Raw genomic sequence first — 15,364 nt, 5'->3', positions numbered from 1 at the left:
ACCGCGTGGTTAAATCAACATGAATGTGGACATCCTCGATCGCCGGCCGCCAGCGCCGGCGCGCAGCACAGTGACCTGTCTCGATGGCGCGTGGGAACTGATCCCGACGCCGTCGTTCCGCGGCAACTACTACTCCGACGAACAGTGGCTGACCGTCAGCGTGCCGGGGCACTGGCAGCAGCATCCGCAGTTGGCGACGTACACCGGCAAGGTGGTTTACCGCAAGCGGTTCACGCTGACGCCGGAAAAAGGCAAGCGCTACCGGCTGCGCCTGAACGGCGTCTTCTATTTCTATGTTGCGTACCTCAACGGCTTCCGGCTTGGCGAGAACGAGGGCTATGCCTTCGGGCGTGAGTTTGACATCACGCCACACCTGAACGCGCGGACGCCTGACAACGAGTTGCTGATCGAGGTGGAGTGCGCGGACGAGTCGAACAAGTCTGCCAAGCGACAGATCACCGGCGTCTTCTCGCACTGGGACTGCCTGGACCCGGCGGCCAACCCGGGCGGCATCTGGCAGTCGGTTGAGATCGTGGAGACCGGGCCGGTCTATATCAGCGATTTCCGGCTGACCCCGGTGCGCAATGACGATGTGATCCGGCTGGCCGATGAGAACCCGCCGGACACGCTCGAGCTGCGTGCGGACATCGTTGCCAATTCGCTGGCGCCGTCGGCGCCGGTCTACCGCGTCACCTTCACGCCGCACAACTTCGAGGGCAAGCCGTTCAGCATCGCGTGGCGCGCCAACTGCGCGCCGGGCGACAACACGGTCACGCGCTTCTTCAAGCTGGAGCACCCGAAGCTGTGGTGGACGCACGACCTACTCGATCCGAATCTCTACACCGTGCGCGTCGAGACGTTCGGCGACGAGCTGCTGCGCTCGCGCTACGATGCGTGGGAGTTCCGCTGGGGGCTGCGCACGTTCGAGATGCACGACTTCGTGCCGTATCTCAACGGGCACCGCTTCTTCCTGAAGGGCAATAACTACCCGCCGGGCGACACGCGCATGGCGACGATGACGCGCGAGCGGTACGCGCAGGACCTGCAACTGGCGAAGGACGCCAACATGAATTTCCTGCGCGTCCACGGCCACGTCGAGAAGCGCGAGTTCTACGAGGTTGCCGACGAGCTCGGCATCCTGATCTGGCAGGACTTCCCCCTGCAGTGGGCGTACGATCACTGCATCGTGCCGCAGGCTGAGCGGCAGGTGCAGTTGATGATCAACACGCTGTATAACCACCCGTCGATCGGTATCTGGTGCATGCACAACGAGCCGATCGGCCTGGTCGACACGAGCCATTACAACCCACTGGCATTGCTGCGCGCCGGTTTCTCGTCGTACATCTATTCGTGGGATCGCAACGTGCTCGACACGCGCCTGAAGCGGGTCGCCGAGCGCGTCGACCCGACCCGGTTTGTGCTGCGCGCCTCGGGCAAGTGGGCGCTGCCGTGGATGAGCGACACCGACTCGCACTTCTACTTCGGCTGGTACAAGACCGGGGACGGCCCCAAGCGCCGGTTCGAGACGCTCACGCGGATCTTTCCCGGCACGTTGCAGTTCGCTACCGAGTTTGGCGCGCAGTCGTTCCCGAACCTCGAATCGGCGGTCAAGTTCATGGACGCCGACATCCAGAAGATTGACTGGAAGCTCATGCAGGAACGCTATCACTTCCAGCCCGACCAAATGGCCGACTGGTATGACTGGCGCTCGGCGCGCAGCCTGCCCGACCTGATCGCCATGTCGCAGGAGTACCAGATCGACCTCAACCAGTATTACGTGGACTGGCTGCGCTACCACAAGTACCGGCCGTGCGGCGGCTTCGCGGCGTTCGTATTCCTTGACAGCAACCCGGCGGTGCAGTGGTCGCTGGTGGACTACTGGCGCGTGCCGAAGCGCTCGTACGACGCGATGAAGACGGCGCTCAACCCGGAGTATGCGTTCGCGCAGTTCAAGCAGGATGCGTACCGCGCGGGCGAGGCGATCACGGCGTCCATTTTTGCCGTCAACGACTCGCTCTGGTCGTACGAGCGCGTGACCGTCGCGGCGCGTGTGCTGGACGAGGCCGGGCAGACAGCCTGGCAGGCGCCGGATATGACCACGGCGCTGGGGCCCGACTGCCTGGCGCAGCACGTGCAGGACGTGACGTTCCAACTGGCGAGGGCGGGCAGCTACCGGCTGGAGCTTACGCTGCGCTATGGCGAATCGGTGCTGGTCAACAGCTATCGTGTGCGCGTATTGTAGCGTTGCGCTCGAACGAACTCAAACGCCCGGCGAAAAACGCCGGGCGTTTTTTTTATGAGCGGCGTTGACGCGCCGCCCAGGTCGCAGCGGTTCCCACATGGTTAAAGACGGCGGCTCGTCTGTTTTGCCCTTGCGTGATCGGCGGCCCGCTGCAATTGTGGTATGATGCGTCCGGAGGCTATGATGAGCCATACAGGCAATACCGTATTGAAAGAGCGTGTGGTACTGGTGACCGGCGCTGGCCGGGGACTGGGCTGGGGCATCGCGCGCGCATGTGGACTGGCCGGCGCGTGCGTGTGCGCCACGGATATCGACGCGGCTGAGCTGGCTCGCACGGGCCGCGATCTGCAGGCCGACGGCGGCACCGGCGCGACCGAGCTGCTGGATGTCAGCGACCCGGCGGCGTTTCAAGCGGTTGTCGAACGGGTGCTTACGCGCTGGGGACGGCTCGACGTGCTGGTGCACTGCGCCATCCTGATGCCGCTGGTGCGCTTCGAGGACACAACACTCGACCTCTGGTGGCGGCAGTTGCACGTCAGCCTGGGCGGGCTGTTCAACGGCGCGCGGGCCGTCTGGCCGGCGATGAAACGGCAGGGCGGCGGTCACATCATTGGGGTCGCCAGCGGTTCGAGCTTCCGTGGCTTCAAGGACGAGGTCACCTACTGCACGGGCAAGCACGCTCAGGAAGGGTTCGTGAAAGCGCTATCGCTCGAAGCGGCGCCCGACCGGATCGCGGTCAACACCATGGGGCCGGGTAAGCCGATCAAGACAACCCGCATCACATGGAATGAGTTTGACCATCTGCCGACTGAGGAGAAGGCGCGCTGGGCGGACCCGGTCGCGCTGGGCGCGGGGTATGTCTGGCTGGCGGCTCAGCCGCCCGGGCGCTTCAGCGGTTATCGTTTCGATGCCGGCCCGATCTGCGACACGATTGCCCGCGAGGGCTTCGATTTCGAGTTCGCACCCGCCAAGGTCACGCTCTATCCGGATGATTTCGAGGCGCGCCGGGAGTGGTACGCGAGCTACCCGGACTGAGCCGCCGGGCGCAGTCCGGCATTGACAGCCGGCCAATTTTCACATAGATTCATTGCATTCGGTGAGCGGCGCGGAGCGCCGCCGCAGTGACAGACTACCGGAGGAGCCATTATGCCCAACTGGAAACACAACCCGATCAGCCATGAGGCCGGCGGCCCGGCCGCGACTGGACAGCCCGGCGCCTATGCATGGGAGGCTGATCACACACAGCACGTCGTGTATAAGGGCGTGGACAACCAGATTCACGAGCTGTGGTTCAAGAAGGGTGGCCGCAACCCGAAGTGGACCTATGGCGGCGCGCTCAGCACGATTGCCGGCGCACCGGCGGCTGCGGGCGACCCGCACGGTTTCGCGTGGGAACATGACGGGACTCAGCACGTCGTCTATCGCGGGACGGACAACGAAATCCACGAGTTGTGGTTCAAGGCCGGCGGGAACAACCCGAAGTGGCAGTACGGCGGCGCGGTATCGCAGAAGGCCGGCGCGCCGGCTGCGGCAGGCGACCCGTTTGGCTTCACGTGGGAAGACGACCATACGATGCACGTCGTCTACCGCGGTGTCGAGGGCAACGTGCACGAGTTGTGGTTCACCAAAGACGGCGGCGGCCAGTGGAAGTATGGCGGCGCCATCAACGCCACGATCGCGTCACCCGCGGTGGCGGGCGACGTCGCGGGCTTCGTTTGGGAGCATGACCACTCGCAGCACATCATCTACCGCGGCACCGACAACGATATCCACGAACTCTGGTTCACCAAAGGCATGCGCGGCGGCGAGTGGAAGCGCGGCGGCGCGATCAACGGCAAGGCCGGCGGCTCAGGGGCGGCCAGCGATGCGATGGGCTTCGCCTGGGAAGCCGACCACACCCAGCACGTGATCTACCGGGCGCCGGACAACCAGATCAACGAGCTCTGGTTTACCAAGTCATCGGGCGGGCAGTGGAAGAACGGCGGCGCGATCAGCGCCAAGACCGGCGCGCCACTGGCCGACGGCATGCCGTGGGGCTATTCCTGGGAAAACGACAAGACAATGCACATCGTCTATCGCGGGCAGGACAAGCAGGTGCACGAGTTGTGGTTCTCGAAGGGGATCACCGGCGGATCGTGGAAGTATGGCGCAGCGATCAACCGCATGGCGGGCGCGCCGGCCGCCGACAGCGATCCGGTGGCCTTTGCCTGGGAAGGCGACCACTCGCAGCACGTCGTGTACCGCGGCGCGGACAATATCATTCACGAGTTGTGGTTCAAGAAATAACCGGCGCACAGCGCAAGCGCGGCCGGATGAGCCGCTGAAATGCACAGGCCTCCCGCCATACGCCTTGTCGGCGTATGGCGGGAGGTTTGCTTTGGCGTGTCGCGCGCCGGCGTGGGCGACCCGCGCGATCTACCCGGCCGGCGCTTGCTCGCTGCGCGGATCAACGCCACCCTGCCACATGACCTGCGCATACCACAGCGCGCTGTCCTTGAGAATGCGCGCCTGCGTCGCATAATCGACGTACACCAGCCCAAAGCGTTTGGCGTAGCCGAGCGCCCACTCGAAGTTGTCCATGAGCGACCAGACCACGTAGCCGCGCACCGGCACGCCGTCCGACATGGCGCGATGGAGTTGCACGACGTGATCGCGCAGGTAGCGGATACGGCGTGTATCGTGGACGCGCCCGTCGGGCTCGAGTCGATCCGGCACGGCCGCGCCGTTTTCCGTGATCACGATATCGACCGGCGGGTAATCGCGCCGGACGCGCATCAGCAGGTCGTACAGGCCCGTCGGGTAGATTTCCCACATCTCGGTGTACTCGTTCTCTTTCGGAAAGACCGGCACAGACTGCACGATCGGCGCGTAGCGCATGACGGTGCGGTAATAGTAGTTGATGCCCAGGAAATCGATCGGGACCCCGATCGTCTTCAGGTCGTCCGGCTGGATCACGCCGCGCGTCAGCCAGCGCCAGATGCGCGAGCCGGTGAAATCGCCGGGATACTGCCCCTTGAGCACCGGTTCGAGCGCGAGGCGGTTGAGGAAGTTGTCGCTGAAACGCATGGCCTTCCGGTCCCGGCCGCCGGGGCTGGCGGGATAGACCGGGGTCAGGTTCAGTGCGATGCCAACCTTGACTGGCCGGCGCACGGCGCTGCGGATGGCCGGCACGGCGTAGCCATGCGAGAGCAGCAGGTGATGGAGTGCCGCCAGCGCCGCGAACGGGTTGCGCCGGCCGGGCGCGTGCTCGCCGTACAGGTGGCCGACCAGAGCGTGCACCCACGGCTCGTTCTGCGTGATCCAGGTTTCCACGCGGTCACCCAGCCGCGCGGCGACCACCGTGGCATAGTCGGCGAAGTAGCGCGCCGTGTCGCGTTTGGGCCAGCCGCCCGCGTCCTGCAGCGGCTGCGGCAGGTCCCAGTGGTACAGCGTCAGCAGCGGCTCGATGCCGGCCGCCAGCAATCCGTCGACCAGCCGCTCGTAGAAGTCGAGGCCGGCCGCGTTGACGGCGCCGCGCCCCTGAGGCAAAATGCGCGGCCAGGCGACCGAAAAACGGTACGCCTTAAGACCGAGCCGCTTCATTACTTGAATGTCGTCGGCCCAGCGGTGATAATGGTCGCAGGCAGCGTCGCCCGTTTCGCCGTTGCGGACGCGGCCGCGCCGGCGCGCGAACGTGTCCCAGACGGACGGCGCGCGCCCGTCCTCTCGCGCCGCGCCTTCGATCTGGTACGCCGAGGAACCGGCGCCCCACACGAAGTCCCTGGGGAATGAGAGGAGTTGTGGCTCAGTCATGGAGACACCGGCCTTTTCAGTAATTGTGCGGCGGCGCCGAAAACCTGCGATCGTCCAGTGTGGTTATTCTACCACCGGCTGGCGAGCCGCAGGCAAGGCGATCCAGGGGGAGAACGCACACGAATGTGCACCGGCGCATCCGAGGTCGCAACGGAGGGAAAGCAAACGGCGCTACCGGAAAACCGGTAGCGCCGCTGCGCGATGCGCCCGACAGAACTCGAATCTGTGGCCTTTGGGTCCGCAACCCAACGCTCTATCCAACTGAGCTACGGGCGCATGCGGACATGCGAAAAGTATTATATCTGTGACCGGGCAGATGTCAAAATCGCGACTAGCTGCTAGCAACTAGCAACTAGCGACTAGCCGCCATTTGGGGATTCGCCCCTTGATCTATATAATCACCGTTCGGCAGATCATTTCTCACACCGCCACGCATCCTTGTCGCCTCGTCCCGCACCCCGGGACAGTGCGCCATGTGGGGTGGAGGACCAAAACAAGGAGACGGAGTACCCATGCCTGTTACATCCATGAAGTCGCTGCTCGAGGCGGGCGTCCACTTCGGCCACAAGACCGGCCGCTGGAACCCGAAGATGCGCACCTACATCTTCACCGAGCGCAACGGCGTCCACATTATCGACCTGCAGCAGACGATGTCGCGTCTCGACAAGGCCTACGAGGCCGTGCGCGACACGATTGGCAAAGGCGGCACCGTGCTGTTCGTTGGCACGAAGAAGCAGGCGCAGGATATCGTGGCCACCGAGTCCACCCGTGCGTCCATGCCGTACGTCAGCCAGCGCTGGCTCGGCGGCACGCTGACCAACTTTGTCACCATTCGCAAGCGGATTGACCACCTGATCAATCTGGAGACGCGCAAGCAGCTTGGCGATCTGGAGCGCCTGACCAAGAAGGAACAGTTGCTGATCGAGCGCGAGATGACGCGCCTGAACATGCGCTTGGGCGGCATCAAGACGATGACGAAGCTGCCCGACCTGCTGTTTGTGATTGACACGCGCCGCGAAGTGCTCGCCGTCAAGGAAGCCAAATCGCTCGGCATTCCGGTCGCGGCGATGGTCGACACCAACTCGGACCCCGATCCGATCGACTACGTGATTCCGGCCAACGACGACGCCATCCGCGCCGTGCAGTTGCTGTGCGGCAAAATGGCCGATGCCTGTATCGAGGGCACGCAGATGCGCGCCGCCGTCGCGCCGGAGCGCGACCAGACGCCCGCGGCCGAGGCCGCCGCAGCCGTCGCCGAGGCCCAGGCCGCCACCAGCGAGACGCCCGCGGCCGAGGGCGAACCGGCCGTGGCGGGCAGCCGCACCTACGGCACCGTGTTCGAACCGGACCCCGAAGACGTAGCCGACGACCTGTCATAAGCGAAATCACAGCGAGGGGCGTAGAGTACTACGCCCCTCATGGTGAGTGCCAAACATTAGAGGAGTAGCCCCCGATGGAAATTACGACGGAGATGGTCAAGGAGTTGCGCCAGCGCACCGGCGCGGGCATCCTCGACAGCAAGAAGGCTCTGCAGGACACACAGGGCGATATGCAGCGCGCCATCGACCTGCTGCGCGAGAAGGGCCTGGCGCGCGCCGCCAAGAAGGCGGAGCGCGAGGCCAAAGACGGCGTCATCGAAGCGCGCGTCGGCGCCGACGGCAAGCGCGGCGTGCTGGTCGAAGTCAACTGCGAAACCGATTTCGTGGCGCGCACCGACGCTTTCCGCGCCCTGGCCGCCGATCTGGCCGGGCAGGTGTTTGACGCCAACCCGCCGTACGCGACAGCGGCCGACATGCCGAACGTGGAGCAGATCAAGTCCGCGATCGCCCAGCTCGGCGAGAATATCCAGGTGCGGCGCATCGCCCGCTACGACGTGGGCGAGGGCGCCAGCGCGCTGGAAGTGTACGTGCATGCGGGCGGGCGCGTGGCCGTGCTCGTCGAGCTGAGCGCGCAGACCAGCGAGAAGGCGCAGTCCGCCGCGTTCAAGGCGCTGGCGCACGACATCGCGCTGCAGATCGCGGCGATCAAGCCGGTGTATGTGCGCCCGGAGGACGTGCCGGCCGGCGTGATCGAGTCCGAGCGCGCCATCTACCGCGCGCAACTGGCCGAGGAGAAGAAGCCGGCGAACGTGATCGAGCGCATCATCGATGGCAAGCTGCAAAAGTTCTACGAGGACGCGTGCCTGCTCAACCAGCCGTTCATCCGCGACGACAAGGTCAAGATCGCGGCTCTGATCAAGCAGGCGAGCGGGCAGTTGGGCGAGGCGGTGCAGGTCAAACGCTTCGTCCGTTTTGAACTCGGCGACTGAGATGGCCCTGGGGCCTGCCGGGTCACGGGTACAGCGGGGCGCCATGCTCCATCTGGCCGGTGGCCCGTTTTTTGCGCTTGCGCGCGAGGAGTCCGTGTGCGTGAACTAAAATACAAGCGAATCCTGCTCAAGCTGGGCGGCGAGGCGCTGGCGGGCAAGGGCGGCTTCGGCATCGATCCGGAGAGCGCGCGTCGCGTCGCCAACACGATCAAGCACATCTGCTCGCTCGGCGTGCAGACGGCGATCCTGATCGGCGGCGGCAACGTCTGGCGCGGCAAGGACGGCGCCGCGCTCGGCATGGACCGCGTCCCGGCCGACCATATCGGCATGCTGGCTACCGTGATGAACGCGCTGGCGCTGCAGGACGCGCTCAACCAGTTCGACGTGCCCTCGCGCGTGCAGACCGCGATCGAGATGCGCTCGGTGGCCGAGCCGTACATTCGCGGCCGCGCCATCCGCCACCTGGAGAAAGGGCGCGTGGTCATCTTCGGCGCGGGCACCGGCAACCCGTACTTCACCACGGACACGGCCGGCGCGCTGCGCGCCAACGAGATCAAGGCCGACGTGTTCATCAAGGCAACCAAAGTGGACGCCATCTATGCGGAGGACCCGCGCATCAACCCGAACGCGCAGCGGTTCGAGCAGATGTCGTATATGGACGCGCTCAACCTGCGCGTCGGCGTGATGGACGTCACGGCGATCTCGCTGTGCATGGAGCACCAGATGCCGATCATCGTCGTGGACCTGTGGGAGCCGGGCAGCGTGGACAAGGTTGTTTTTGGCGAAAAAATCGGAACCCTTGTATGCTAGGGACACGGGCCGACCTGCGGGGGGGCCGAATGTGACCGGAGGAGACGATGATCAAGGACCTGGTACGCGAAGAAGAAGCCAAGATGAAGAAGGCGATCGACTCGCTCAAGCACGACCTCACGACGATTCGCACCGGCCGCGCGTCGCCGGCGCTGGTCGAGGAGCTGGCGGTCGAGGCGTACGGCGCGACCGCGCCGCTGATCCAACTGGCGACCATCTCCGCGCCCGAGGCGCGCATGCTGACGATCCGGCCGTTTGACGCCAGCACGTTGACGGCGATCGAGCGCGCGATCTTGAAGTCCGACCTCGGGCTGACGCCGGCCAACGATGGCAAGATCATCCGCCTGCCGATCCCGCCGCTGACTGAGGAGCGCCGCCGCGACCTCGTCAAGCGCGTGCACAAGCGCATCGAAGAGGCGCATATCGCCATCCGCAACATCCGACACCATGCGATGGACGACCTGAAGGAGATGGAGAAGGAAAAGATGATCTCCGAGGACGACCACCGCCGCGGCCGCGAGCAACTGCAGGAGATTACCGACCGCTTCATCGCGCAGGCCAATGAGGTCGGCAAGGACAAAGAAAAGGAACTGATGGAAGTCTAGGGGGAAAACCCCAACCCCCAACCCCCAACTTCCAAATCCCAAAACCCAACGACAACTCCCAAGCCCAAATCCCAACCGGGAGAGCGGGTGCGCCGGGAACAGCAGTGCGGGCGTTGAGTTTGCGGGTTAAGCGAGAGCAGGAGGTGGCAGCGAGTCTGCCACCTCCTGCTTTGTTTGTGGCCCGGTCGCCGCCGGAAAGCGGCCAAAGCGTTTGACCGTTCATCTGTTGAGTGGCATAATGGCTGACGAGGTGAGACGATGGCGGACAACCAGCCTACATTCTCGCGCGTCCCGCATCACGTCGCGATCATCATGGACGGCAACGGCCGCTGGGCCCAGCAGCGCGGGCGCATCCGGCTGGAAGGCCATCGCGCGGGCACAGAGAATATTCGCGGCGTGCTGGAAGCGTGCGCGGAATTCGGCATCCAGACGCTGACGCTCTATTCGTTTTCCACGGAAAACTGGAGCCGGCCGTCCGACGAGGTGCAGGGCTTGCTGGGCATCCTCGAAATGATGCTCAAGCGCGAGGTGAACGACCTGCACAAGAACGGCGTGAGGCTGTGGCATATCGGGCGGCTGGAGGGCCTCGCGCCGAACCTGCAGGAGCAGGTCAAAGCGGCGATCGCGCTCACCCGCAACAACACGCGCATCACGCTGAACGTGGCTTTCAACTATGGCGGCCGCACCGAGATCGTCGACGCCGTGCGCCGGATCATGGCCGCGGGCATCCCGCTCGAGCAGATCAGCGAAGAGACGATCAGCAGTCACCTGTACACGGCCGGCCAGGCCGATCCGGACCTGGTGATCCGCACGGCCGGCGAAATGCGGCTGAGCAACTTCCTGATCTGGCAGGCCGCGTACGCCGAGTTCTACAGCACCCCGACCTACTGGCCCGATTTCAACCGGGCCGAACTGATCCGCGCGCTTGAGGCGTTCGACCAGCGGGTGCGCAAGTTCGGCAAGACGCAGGAACAAATCCTCGCCGGCGCGCCCGCCGAGCCTGTTAACCGCAAGCTCTGACCGCTGCCGGCCCGACAGAAAGGACAGCGTTGGACCTGCGGCGGTATATCAGCGGCGCCATCCTCATTGTGCTGGTGACCGTCCCCGCATATTTCGGGGGCGTCCCGTTCTTCGTGCTGGTGCTGGGCGCGGCGGGCATCGCCGCGTTCGAGTATGACGGGCTGGCGCGCCACGGCGGGCATCAGACCCAGCGCCTGCTCGGCGCGGGGCTGATCGCGCTGATCCTGGCGGACACGGCGTTCCCCGGCTATCATCTGGTCGAGTGGGGCCTGCCGCTGGCGGTGATGCTGTCGCTGGTGCTGCCGATGCGCCGGGCCGACCTGAGCGGCGCGTTGAGCGGCTGGGGATTGACGCTGGCCGGGGCGCTGTACATCGGCGTGCTGCTGGCGCAGGTGCTGCGGCTGCGGCAACTCGAACCGGTCGGACTGCCGCTGGTCGCGCTGGCGGCGTTCGTGACCTGGATGAACGACTCGGCGGCCTATGTGGTCGGCGTGCGCTGGGGCCGGCGGCGGCTGGCGCCGCGCATCAGCCCGAAGAAGTCGTGGGAAGGCGCGCTCGGCGGCGGCGTGGCGGGCGTGCTGGTCGGCCTGCTGACCGGCTGGCTGTGGCTGCCGGGCATCCCGCTCTGGCATGTCGTGCTGATGAGCCTGCTGGTCGTCGTCGCCGGCGACTTTGGCGATCTGGCCGAAAGCCTGATCAAGCGGCAGGTCGGCGTCAAGGACGCCGGCTACACCATTCCCGGGCACGGCGGCGTGCTCGACCGGATCGACAGTATGATGTATGCGTTCCCCGCCGTAACGCTGTACGCCCTCTGGGTGCTCGGCCTGCGGTAGCCGGCGCCACCCATGTCTGAAATCACGCTTGCGTCGGTGCTGGTCGTCGTCAATCTGCTGACGTCGGCCGCCAACGTCATTATCGCGTTTGCGCTCTTCGTCTATATCGCGGTGCGCAACCCGCGCAACGCCGTCGCGCGCGGGTTCGGCGCGCTGATGCTGTTCGTCGCGATCGTGTACGCCGGCGACGTGCTGCTGGCGCGCGTGCGCGACGTGCCGACGACGGTGCTCTGGCTGCGCTTCCAGTGGATCGGCATTGCGCTGGTGCCGGCCGCCTACCTGCACTTCTCCGAGGCGCTGCTGCGCACCACCAACATCTTCTCGCCGTGGCGGCGCGCCATCACTTTCGTCGCGTACGGGATCGGGCTGGCGTTCTTCCTGGCGGCGGTCAATACCGACCTGATCGTGCGCGACGAGGTGTACGTGCCGGTCGCGCCGCAGTTTGCCGCCGGCCCGTACTTCGGCGTTTTCCTGCTGTACTTCGTGGCCACCTTCGCCGGCGGCGTGTTCAACACGCTCTGGGCGCGCGTCCGCTGCCTGACGGCAACCTCGCGGCGGCGCATGACCTACCTGCTGATCTCGTTCGCCGCGCCGGCGCTGGGCGTTTTCCCATACCTGCTGCTGGCCGGCACCCCGGCGACGGTGTCGCCCGAATGGGTGCTGATCCTGTCGCTGGTCGGCAACACCGGCGTGGCGACGATGATGATCATGATGGCGTACGCGGTCTCATACTACGGCTCAATTGAGCCGGACCGCGTCGTCAAGCGCAACCTGATCCGCTACCTGATCCAGGCGCCGCTGATGGGCACCGGCGCGATTGGCCTGATCCTGTTCGTGCCGCGCATCGAAGTTTTGTTCGGACTGCCGCAGGACTCGCTGGTCATCTTCGCGGCGATCGTGTCGATCGTCATGTTCCAGGTGATCGTCTCGCTGGCGAAACCGATCCTCGACGTCGTCTCGGACTGGGAGGACCGCCGCGAGGTGGCCTGGCTGCAGCGGCTGGACGAGCGACTGCTGACGCGCAGCGACCAGATGCAGTTGTTCGAGAACATCCTGGCGTCGTTCTGCGATGTGCTGCGCGCGCGACAGGGCTTTGTGCTGGTGCTGGGCGCGGAGGGGCTGGAACTGGAGGCGTACGTCGGCGCGCGCGTGGCAGTGCAGGCGCTGGTGCGCGATGACCAGATCCAGGCCGCCCTGCAGGCGCCGCGCGCCGAGTTCAGCGCGCAGGCCGGCGTCTGGCTGCGGCCGCTGTTCGACCGCGACCGCAACGGCATCACCGGCATGCTCGGCATTGCGGCGCAGGGCGCACCGGCCGATCTGTCCGGGCGGGAGCAGACGATCCTGCAGGAGCTGGTGCGGCAGGTGGAGCGCACGCTGGAAGACCGGCGCATGCAGTCGGTCATCTTCAGCGCACTGCAGGAACTGCGGCCGGAGATCGAGTCGCTGCAGCGGGCGCGCAGCCGGATCACCTACCCCGGCTCGACGCAGGCGGCCGGCGCCGACGGCGTGCTGAAGGCGTCGGAGTTCCCGCAGTGGGTGCGCGACGCGCTGACGCACTACTGGGGCGGCCCGAAGCTGAGCGAGTCGCCGCTGCTGAACCTGCAGGTCGTGCACGTGGCGCTGGACAGCCACGAGCAGTCGCCGACCCAGGCGCTGCGCTCGGTGCTGCTGGAAGCGATCGAGTTACTGCGCCCGGCGGGCGAGCCGGACCTGCAGGCGCGCGAGTGGATCCTCTACCAGATCCTGCACATGAAGTTCATCGAGGGCAAGCGCATCCGCGAGATCGCCGAGCGGCTGGCGATGTCGGAGTCCGACCTGTACCGCAAGCAGCGCGTGGCGATCGACGAGGTGGCGCGCACGCTGGTGGCGATGGAGCAGAAGGCGGGCACGAACGGGAATGGGGATGCGGCAAGTCACTAGCTACAAGTCACTGGTCGCTAGTTGCTTGCCGGCCTGGCGGCCCCTGAGCCTGTCGAACAGTGGTCAGCATGCACAAAGTATAGCGCACTGCTGCACGATTGGCGCACCCCCGCACCACAACAAAGAAGCTCGCTGTTGAAGCGAGCTTTTTCTTTTGTCGCGTCTGATGCAACGCCTCAGACGCGAGCGAGGAATTGCCTGGGCGCGAGTGGCGGCACCGGTGATCGGCGATAATGCGCGAGGTTGCGCGTCACGATGAAGTCGGCGCCAAAGGACAACGCGGCAACGGCCTGCAACGCATCTTCGAAATCACGAAGCGGCAGGGCCAGTGCCTGGCGGGCCTGGTCGGTCGACACCGACGCTACCTCACAGAATTGAAGCAAGCCGCGGATGAACTGTCGTGCGTCGGGGCGCAGCAGGTAGGCGAGATTGGATAATGAATGCCATGCCACCGCCGTATGACCGGGCGCCGCCTCGGCCCAGTCGAGCACGCGCGCACTGTCGTCGAAGAAGGCGGTGCGCCGCAAAGCGACGTCCAGCAGGATGTCGGTATCGAGCAGAGCCTTCACTGGTCATCCAGGTGATAGCGGGCTTTCAGCGCTGCCAGGCGCGCGTCCGGTTTGGCGGACGCGGCCACGCGAAACTTGCCGGCCCACTGCTGCACAAACGATGAGCCGGCCGCGCCGGGTTCGTCAGGCGCCGCGCGCACGAATTCCTCGACCAGCGCCGAGACGCTTGTGCGGCGCACGTGGGCTATGCGCTTGGCGCGGCGCACGATTTGGGGATCAATCGTTAGCGTAATGCGTGTTTTCATAGTATGCATTATAGGGAATCGTATGCATACGTCAAATCGGGTGCGCATTGTGCAGGATGCCGCATAGTACGTCTTCGTGATGCGCTGCGTGCCGGTGAGCGTTACTTCGATCCCGCCGACGTAGGCGATGCGCGTGCCGTCGGGGAGCGTCTGGAGGACGCGCCGGCGGAGCCGCCCGGCGTGCGGACGGCGTTCAATCGTGCGGCGGGCTGGTCGTTGGTGTTACGGTGGGCGCGGCGGGGCGGATATCACAACCGACCAGACCTGCTTGAGATAGATAGCTACATCAAAATCGCAAACTGCAATTGTACACGTTGTCTTGGAGCAAAAAACGTTTCTACCATGTGCCATACGAGCTCACTTCAAATCAATATCAGCATACGCAGCAATCGGTTGACGTGCTGCCGGATTCGTCCATCCAACGACGGCAAGTCGCAGGGCTCCCTTCTCCTCAAAAGCTGAGCGAATAAAGAGCCCATGAGGGAAACGCGCCGGATCACCCGAGGGTACGACGATGTTTTTCTCAAACACTCTAAGGCTTACATTGACGCGCCGCCATTCCCTTTGGTCATCGTAGTACTTGTATGCGCGAAGCCCGAGCGTATCATCTTCGAAATAGACAGAATTACCCGTGTAATTGTCGACTATATACAGGACGCCCACGTTAGGTTGGGTGTCCGGGACCTCAACCTTGAGATACAATCGAGGATGCGTGGGCACCTGAAAAATAGCCAAAAACTGTGAATCTCTAGACGCCGCGGCAGTGGTACCACAGCCGGATGCCAACAACAGGATAAGAAGTCCCAGTGCATAGCCGAATGTGTTCACATTCATGGTTTGTACCCTCACATGTCGTCGGGCGTCCGGAGCGTGGTAAATTAGACTCAGTAGATCCAAAATTCATAAGCGCGGGGCGACGGTAGCGTGAATGACGTTGACGACGCCATAGATCGCTTCCAGTTCGCGCCGGATGAACCGGAGAAAGCGTGTCAGTTGGAAGCGCTTGGTATCGAGCCAACG

The 15,364-nt window shown here is 64.8% G+C and carries 14 protein-coding genes and 1 tRNA gene; 10 read left to right on the top strand and 5 right to left on the bottom strand.

Annotated features, from left to right (window positions below; translation table 11 throughout):
* Nucleotides 1–19 precede the first annotated feature (19 nt).
* From HZB53_16445 to HZB53_16435, 3 genes are all read left to right on the top strand, one after another.
* Nucleotides 20–2,242, top strand: coding sequence for a glycoside hydrolase (locus tag HZB53_16445; GenBank protein ID MBI5879238.1), 2,223 nt, complete (start codon nt 20–22; stop codon nt 2,240–2,242).
* A gap of 183 nt (nt 2,243–2,425) precedes the next feature.
* Nucleotides 2,426–3,277 (top strand): SDR family oxidoreductase, encoded by an 852-nt coding sequence (locus tag HZB53_16440; GenBank protein ID MBI5879237.1) that lies wholly within the window; start codon nt 2,426–2,428, stop codon nt 3,275–3,277.
* A 111-nt stretch (nt 3,278–3,388) separates the two neighbouring features.
* Nucleotides 3,389–4,528 carry a hypothetical protein gene (locus HZB53_16435; GenBank protein ID MBI5879236.1) on the top strand — a complete coding sequence of 380 codons (1,140 nt, stop codon included), beginning with the start codon at nt 3,389–3,391 and terminating at the stop codon, nt 4,526–4,528.
* A 129-nt stretch (nt 4,529–4,657) separates the two neighbouring features.
* Here HZB53_16435 and HZB53_16430 read toward each other — a convergent pair whose 3' ends face one another.
* Together HZB53_16430 and HZB53_16425 are read right to left on the bottom strand one after the other, a co-directional pair.
* Nucleotides 4,658–6,034, bottom strand: coding sequence for a beta-glucosidase (locus HZB53_16430; GenBank protein ID MBI5879235.1), 1,377 nt, complete (start codon nt 6,032–6,034; stop codon nt 4,658–4,660).
* A gap of 202 nt (nt 6,035–6,236) precedes the next feature.
* Nucleotides 6,237–6,310 (bottom strand) — tRNA-Arg (locus tag HZB53_16425).
* A 236-nt stretch (nt 6,311–6,546) separates the two neighbouring features.
* Here HZB53_16425 and rpsB point away from each other — a divergent pair.
* The 7 genes from rpsB (at nt 6,547) to HZB53_16390 (ending at nt 13,530) form a co-directional block, all read left to right on the top strand.
* Nucleotides 6,547–7,413 carry a 30S ribosomal protein S2 gene (gene rpsB / locus HZB53_16420; GenBank protein ID MBI5879234.1) on the top strand — a complete coding sequence of 289 codons (867 nt, stop codon included), beginning with the start codon at nt 6,547–6,549 and terminating at the stop codon, nt 7,411–7,413.
* A gap of 74 nt (nt 7,414–7,487) precedes the next feature.
* Nucleotides 7,488–8,342 (top strand): elongation factor Ts, encoded by an 855-nt coding sequence (locus tag HZB53_16415; protein ID MBI5879233.1) that lies wholly within the window; start codon nt 7,488–7,490, stop codon nt 8,340–8,342.
* A gap of 96 nt (nt 8,343–8,438) precedes the next feature.
* Complete coding sequence (locus HZB53_16410) at nt 8,439–9,152, top strand: UMP kinase (protein MBI5879232.1); 714 nt, start codon at nt 8,439–8,441, stop codon at nt 9,150–9,152.
* A gap of 47 nt (nt 9,153–9,199) precedes the next feature.
* Nucleotides 9,200–9,757 carry a ribosome recycling factor gene (frr, locus tag HZB53_16405; GenBank protein ID MBI5879231.1) on the top strand — a complete coding sequence of 186 codons (558 nt, stop codon included), beginning with the start codon at nt 9,200–9,202 and terminating at the stop codon, nt 9,755–9,757.
* A gap of 258 nt (nt 9,758–10,015) precedes the next feature.
* Complete coding sequence (gene uppS, locus HZB53_16400) at nt 10,016–10,777, top strand: di-trans,poly-cis-decaprenylcistransferase (protein MBI5879230.1); 762 nt, start codon at nt 10,016–10,018, stop codon at nt 10,775–10,777.
* A gap of 29 nt (nt 10,778–10,806) precedes the next feature.
* A complete protein-coding gene (locus HZB53_16395; protein MBI5879229.1) occupies nt 10,807–11,610 on the top strand; it encodes a phosphatidate cytidylyltransferase in 804 nt (267 codons plus the stop codon).
* Between the two features lie 12 nt (nt 11,611–11,622).
* The gene (locus HZB53_16390; protein ID MBI5879228.1) at nt 11,623–13,530 is read left to right on the top strand and encodes a hypothetical protein; all 1,908 of its coding nucleotides are present in this window, start codon (nt 11,623–11,625) and stop codon (nt 13,528–13,530) included.
* Between the two features lie 176 nt (nt 13,531–13,706).
* Here the strand turns inward: HZB53_16390 and HZB53_16385 are convergent, their stop codons facing one another.
* The 3 genes from HZB53_16385 to HZB53_16375 form a co-directional block, all read right to left on the bottom strand.
* Nucleotides 13,707–14,099, bottom strand: a complete 393-nt coding sequence (locus HZB53_16385) for a PIN domain-containing protein (protein MBI5879227.1) — start codon at nt 14,097–14,099, stop codon at nt 13,707–13,709.
* Nucleotides 14,096–14,344 (bottom strand): hypothetical protein, encoded by a 249-nt coding sequence (locus tag HZB53_16380; protein MBI5879226.1) that lies wholly within the window; start codon nt 14,342–14,344, stop codon nt 14,096–14,098. Before HZB53_16380 ends, HZB53_16385 begins: the two co-directional genes overlap by 4 nt.
* 357 nt (nt 14,345–14,701) lie before the next feature.
* Nucleotides 14,702–15,178 carry a hypothetical protein gene (locus tag HZB53_16375; protein ID MBI5879225.1) on the bottom strand — a complete coding sequence of 159 codons (477 nt, stop codon included), beginning with the start codon at nt 15,176–15,178 and terminating at the stop codon, nt 14,702–14,704.
* Nucleotides 15,179–15,364: the final 186 nt, after the last annotated feature.

The sequence above is a fragment of the Chloroflexota bacterium genome (assembly GCA_016235055.1).
Classification (GTDB): domain Bacteria; phylum Chloroflexota; class Anaerolineae; order JACRMK01; family JACRMK01; genus JACRMK01.
This window is presented reverse-complemented; position numbering and strand designations above follow the sequence as displayed.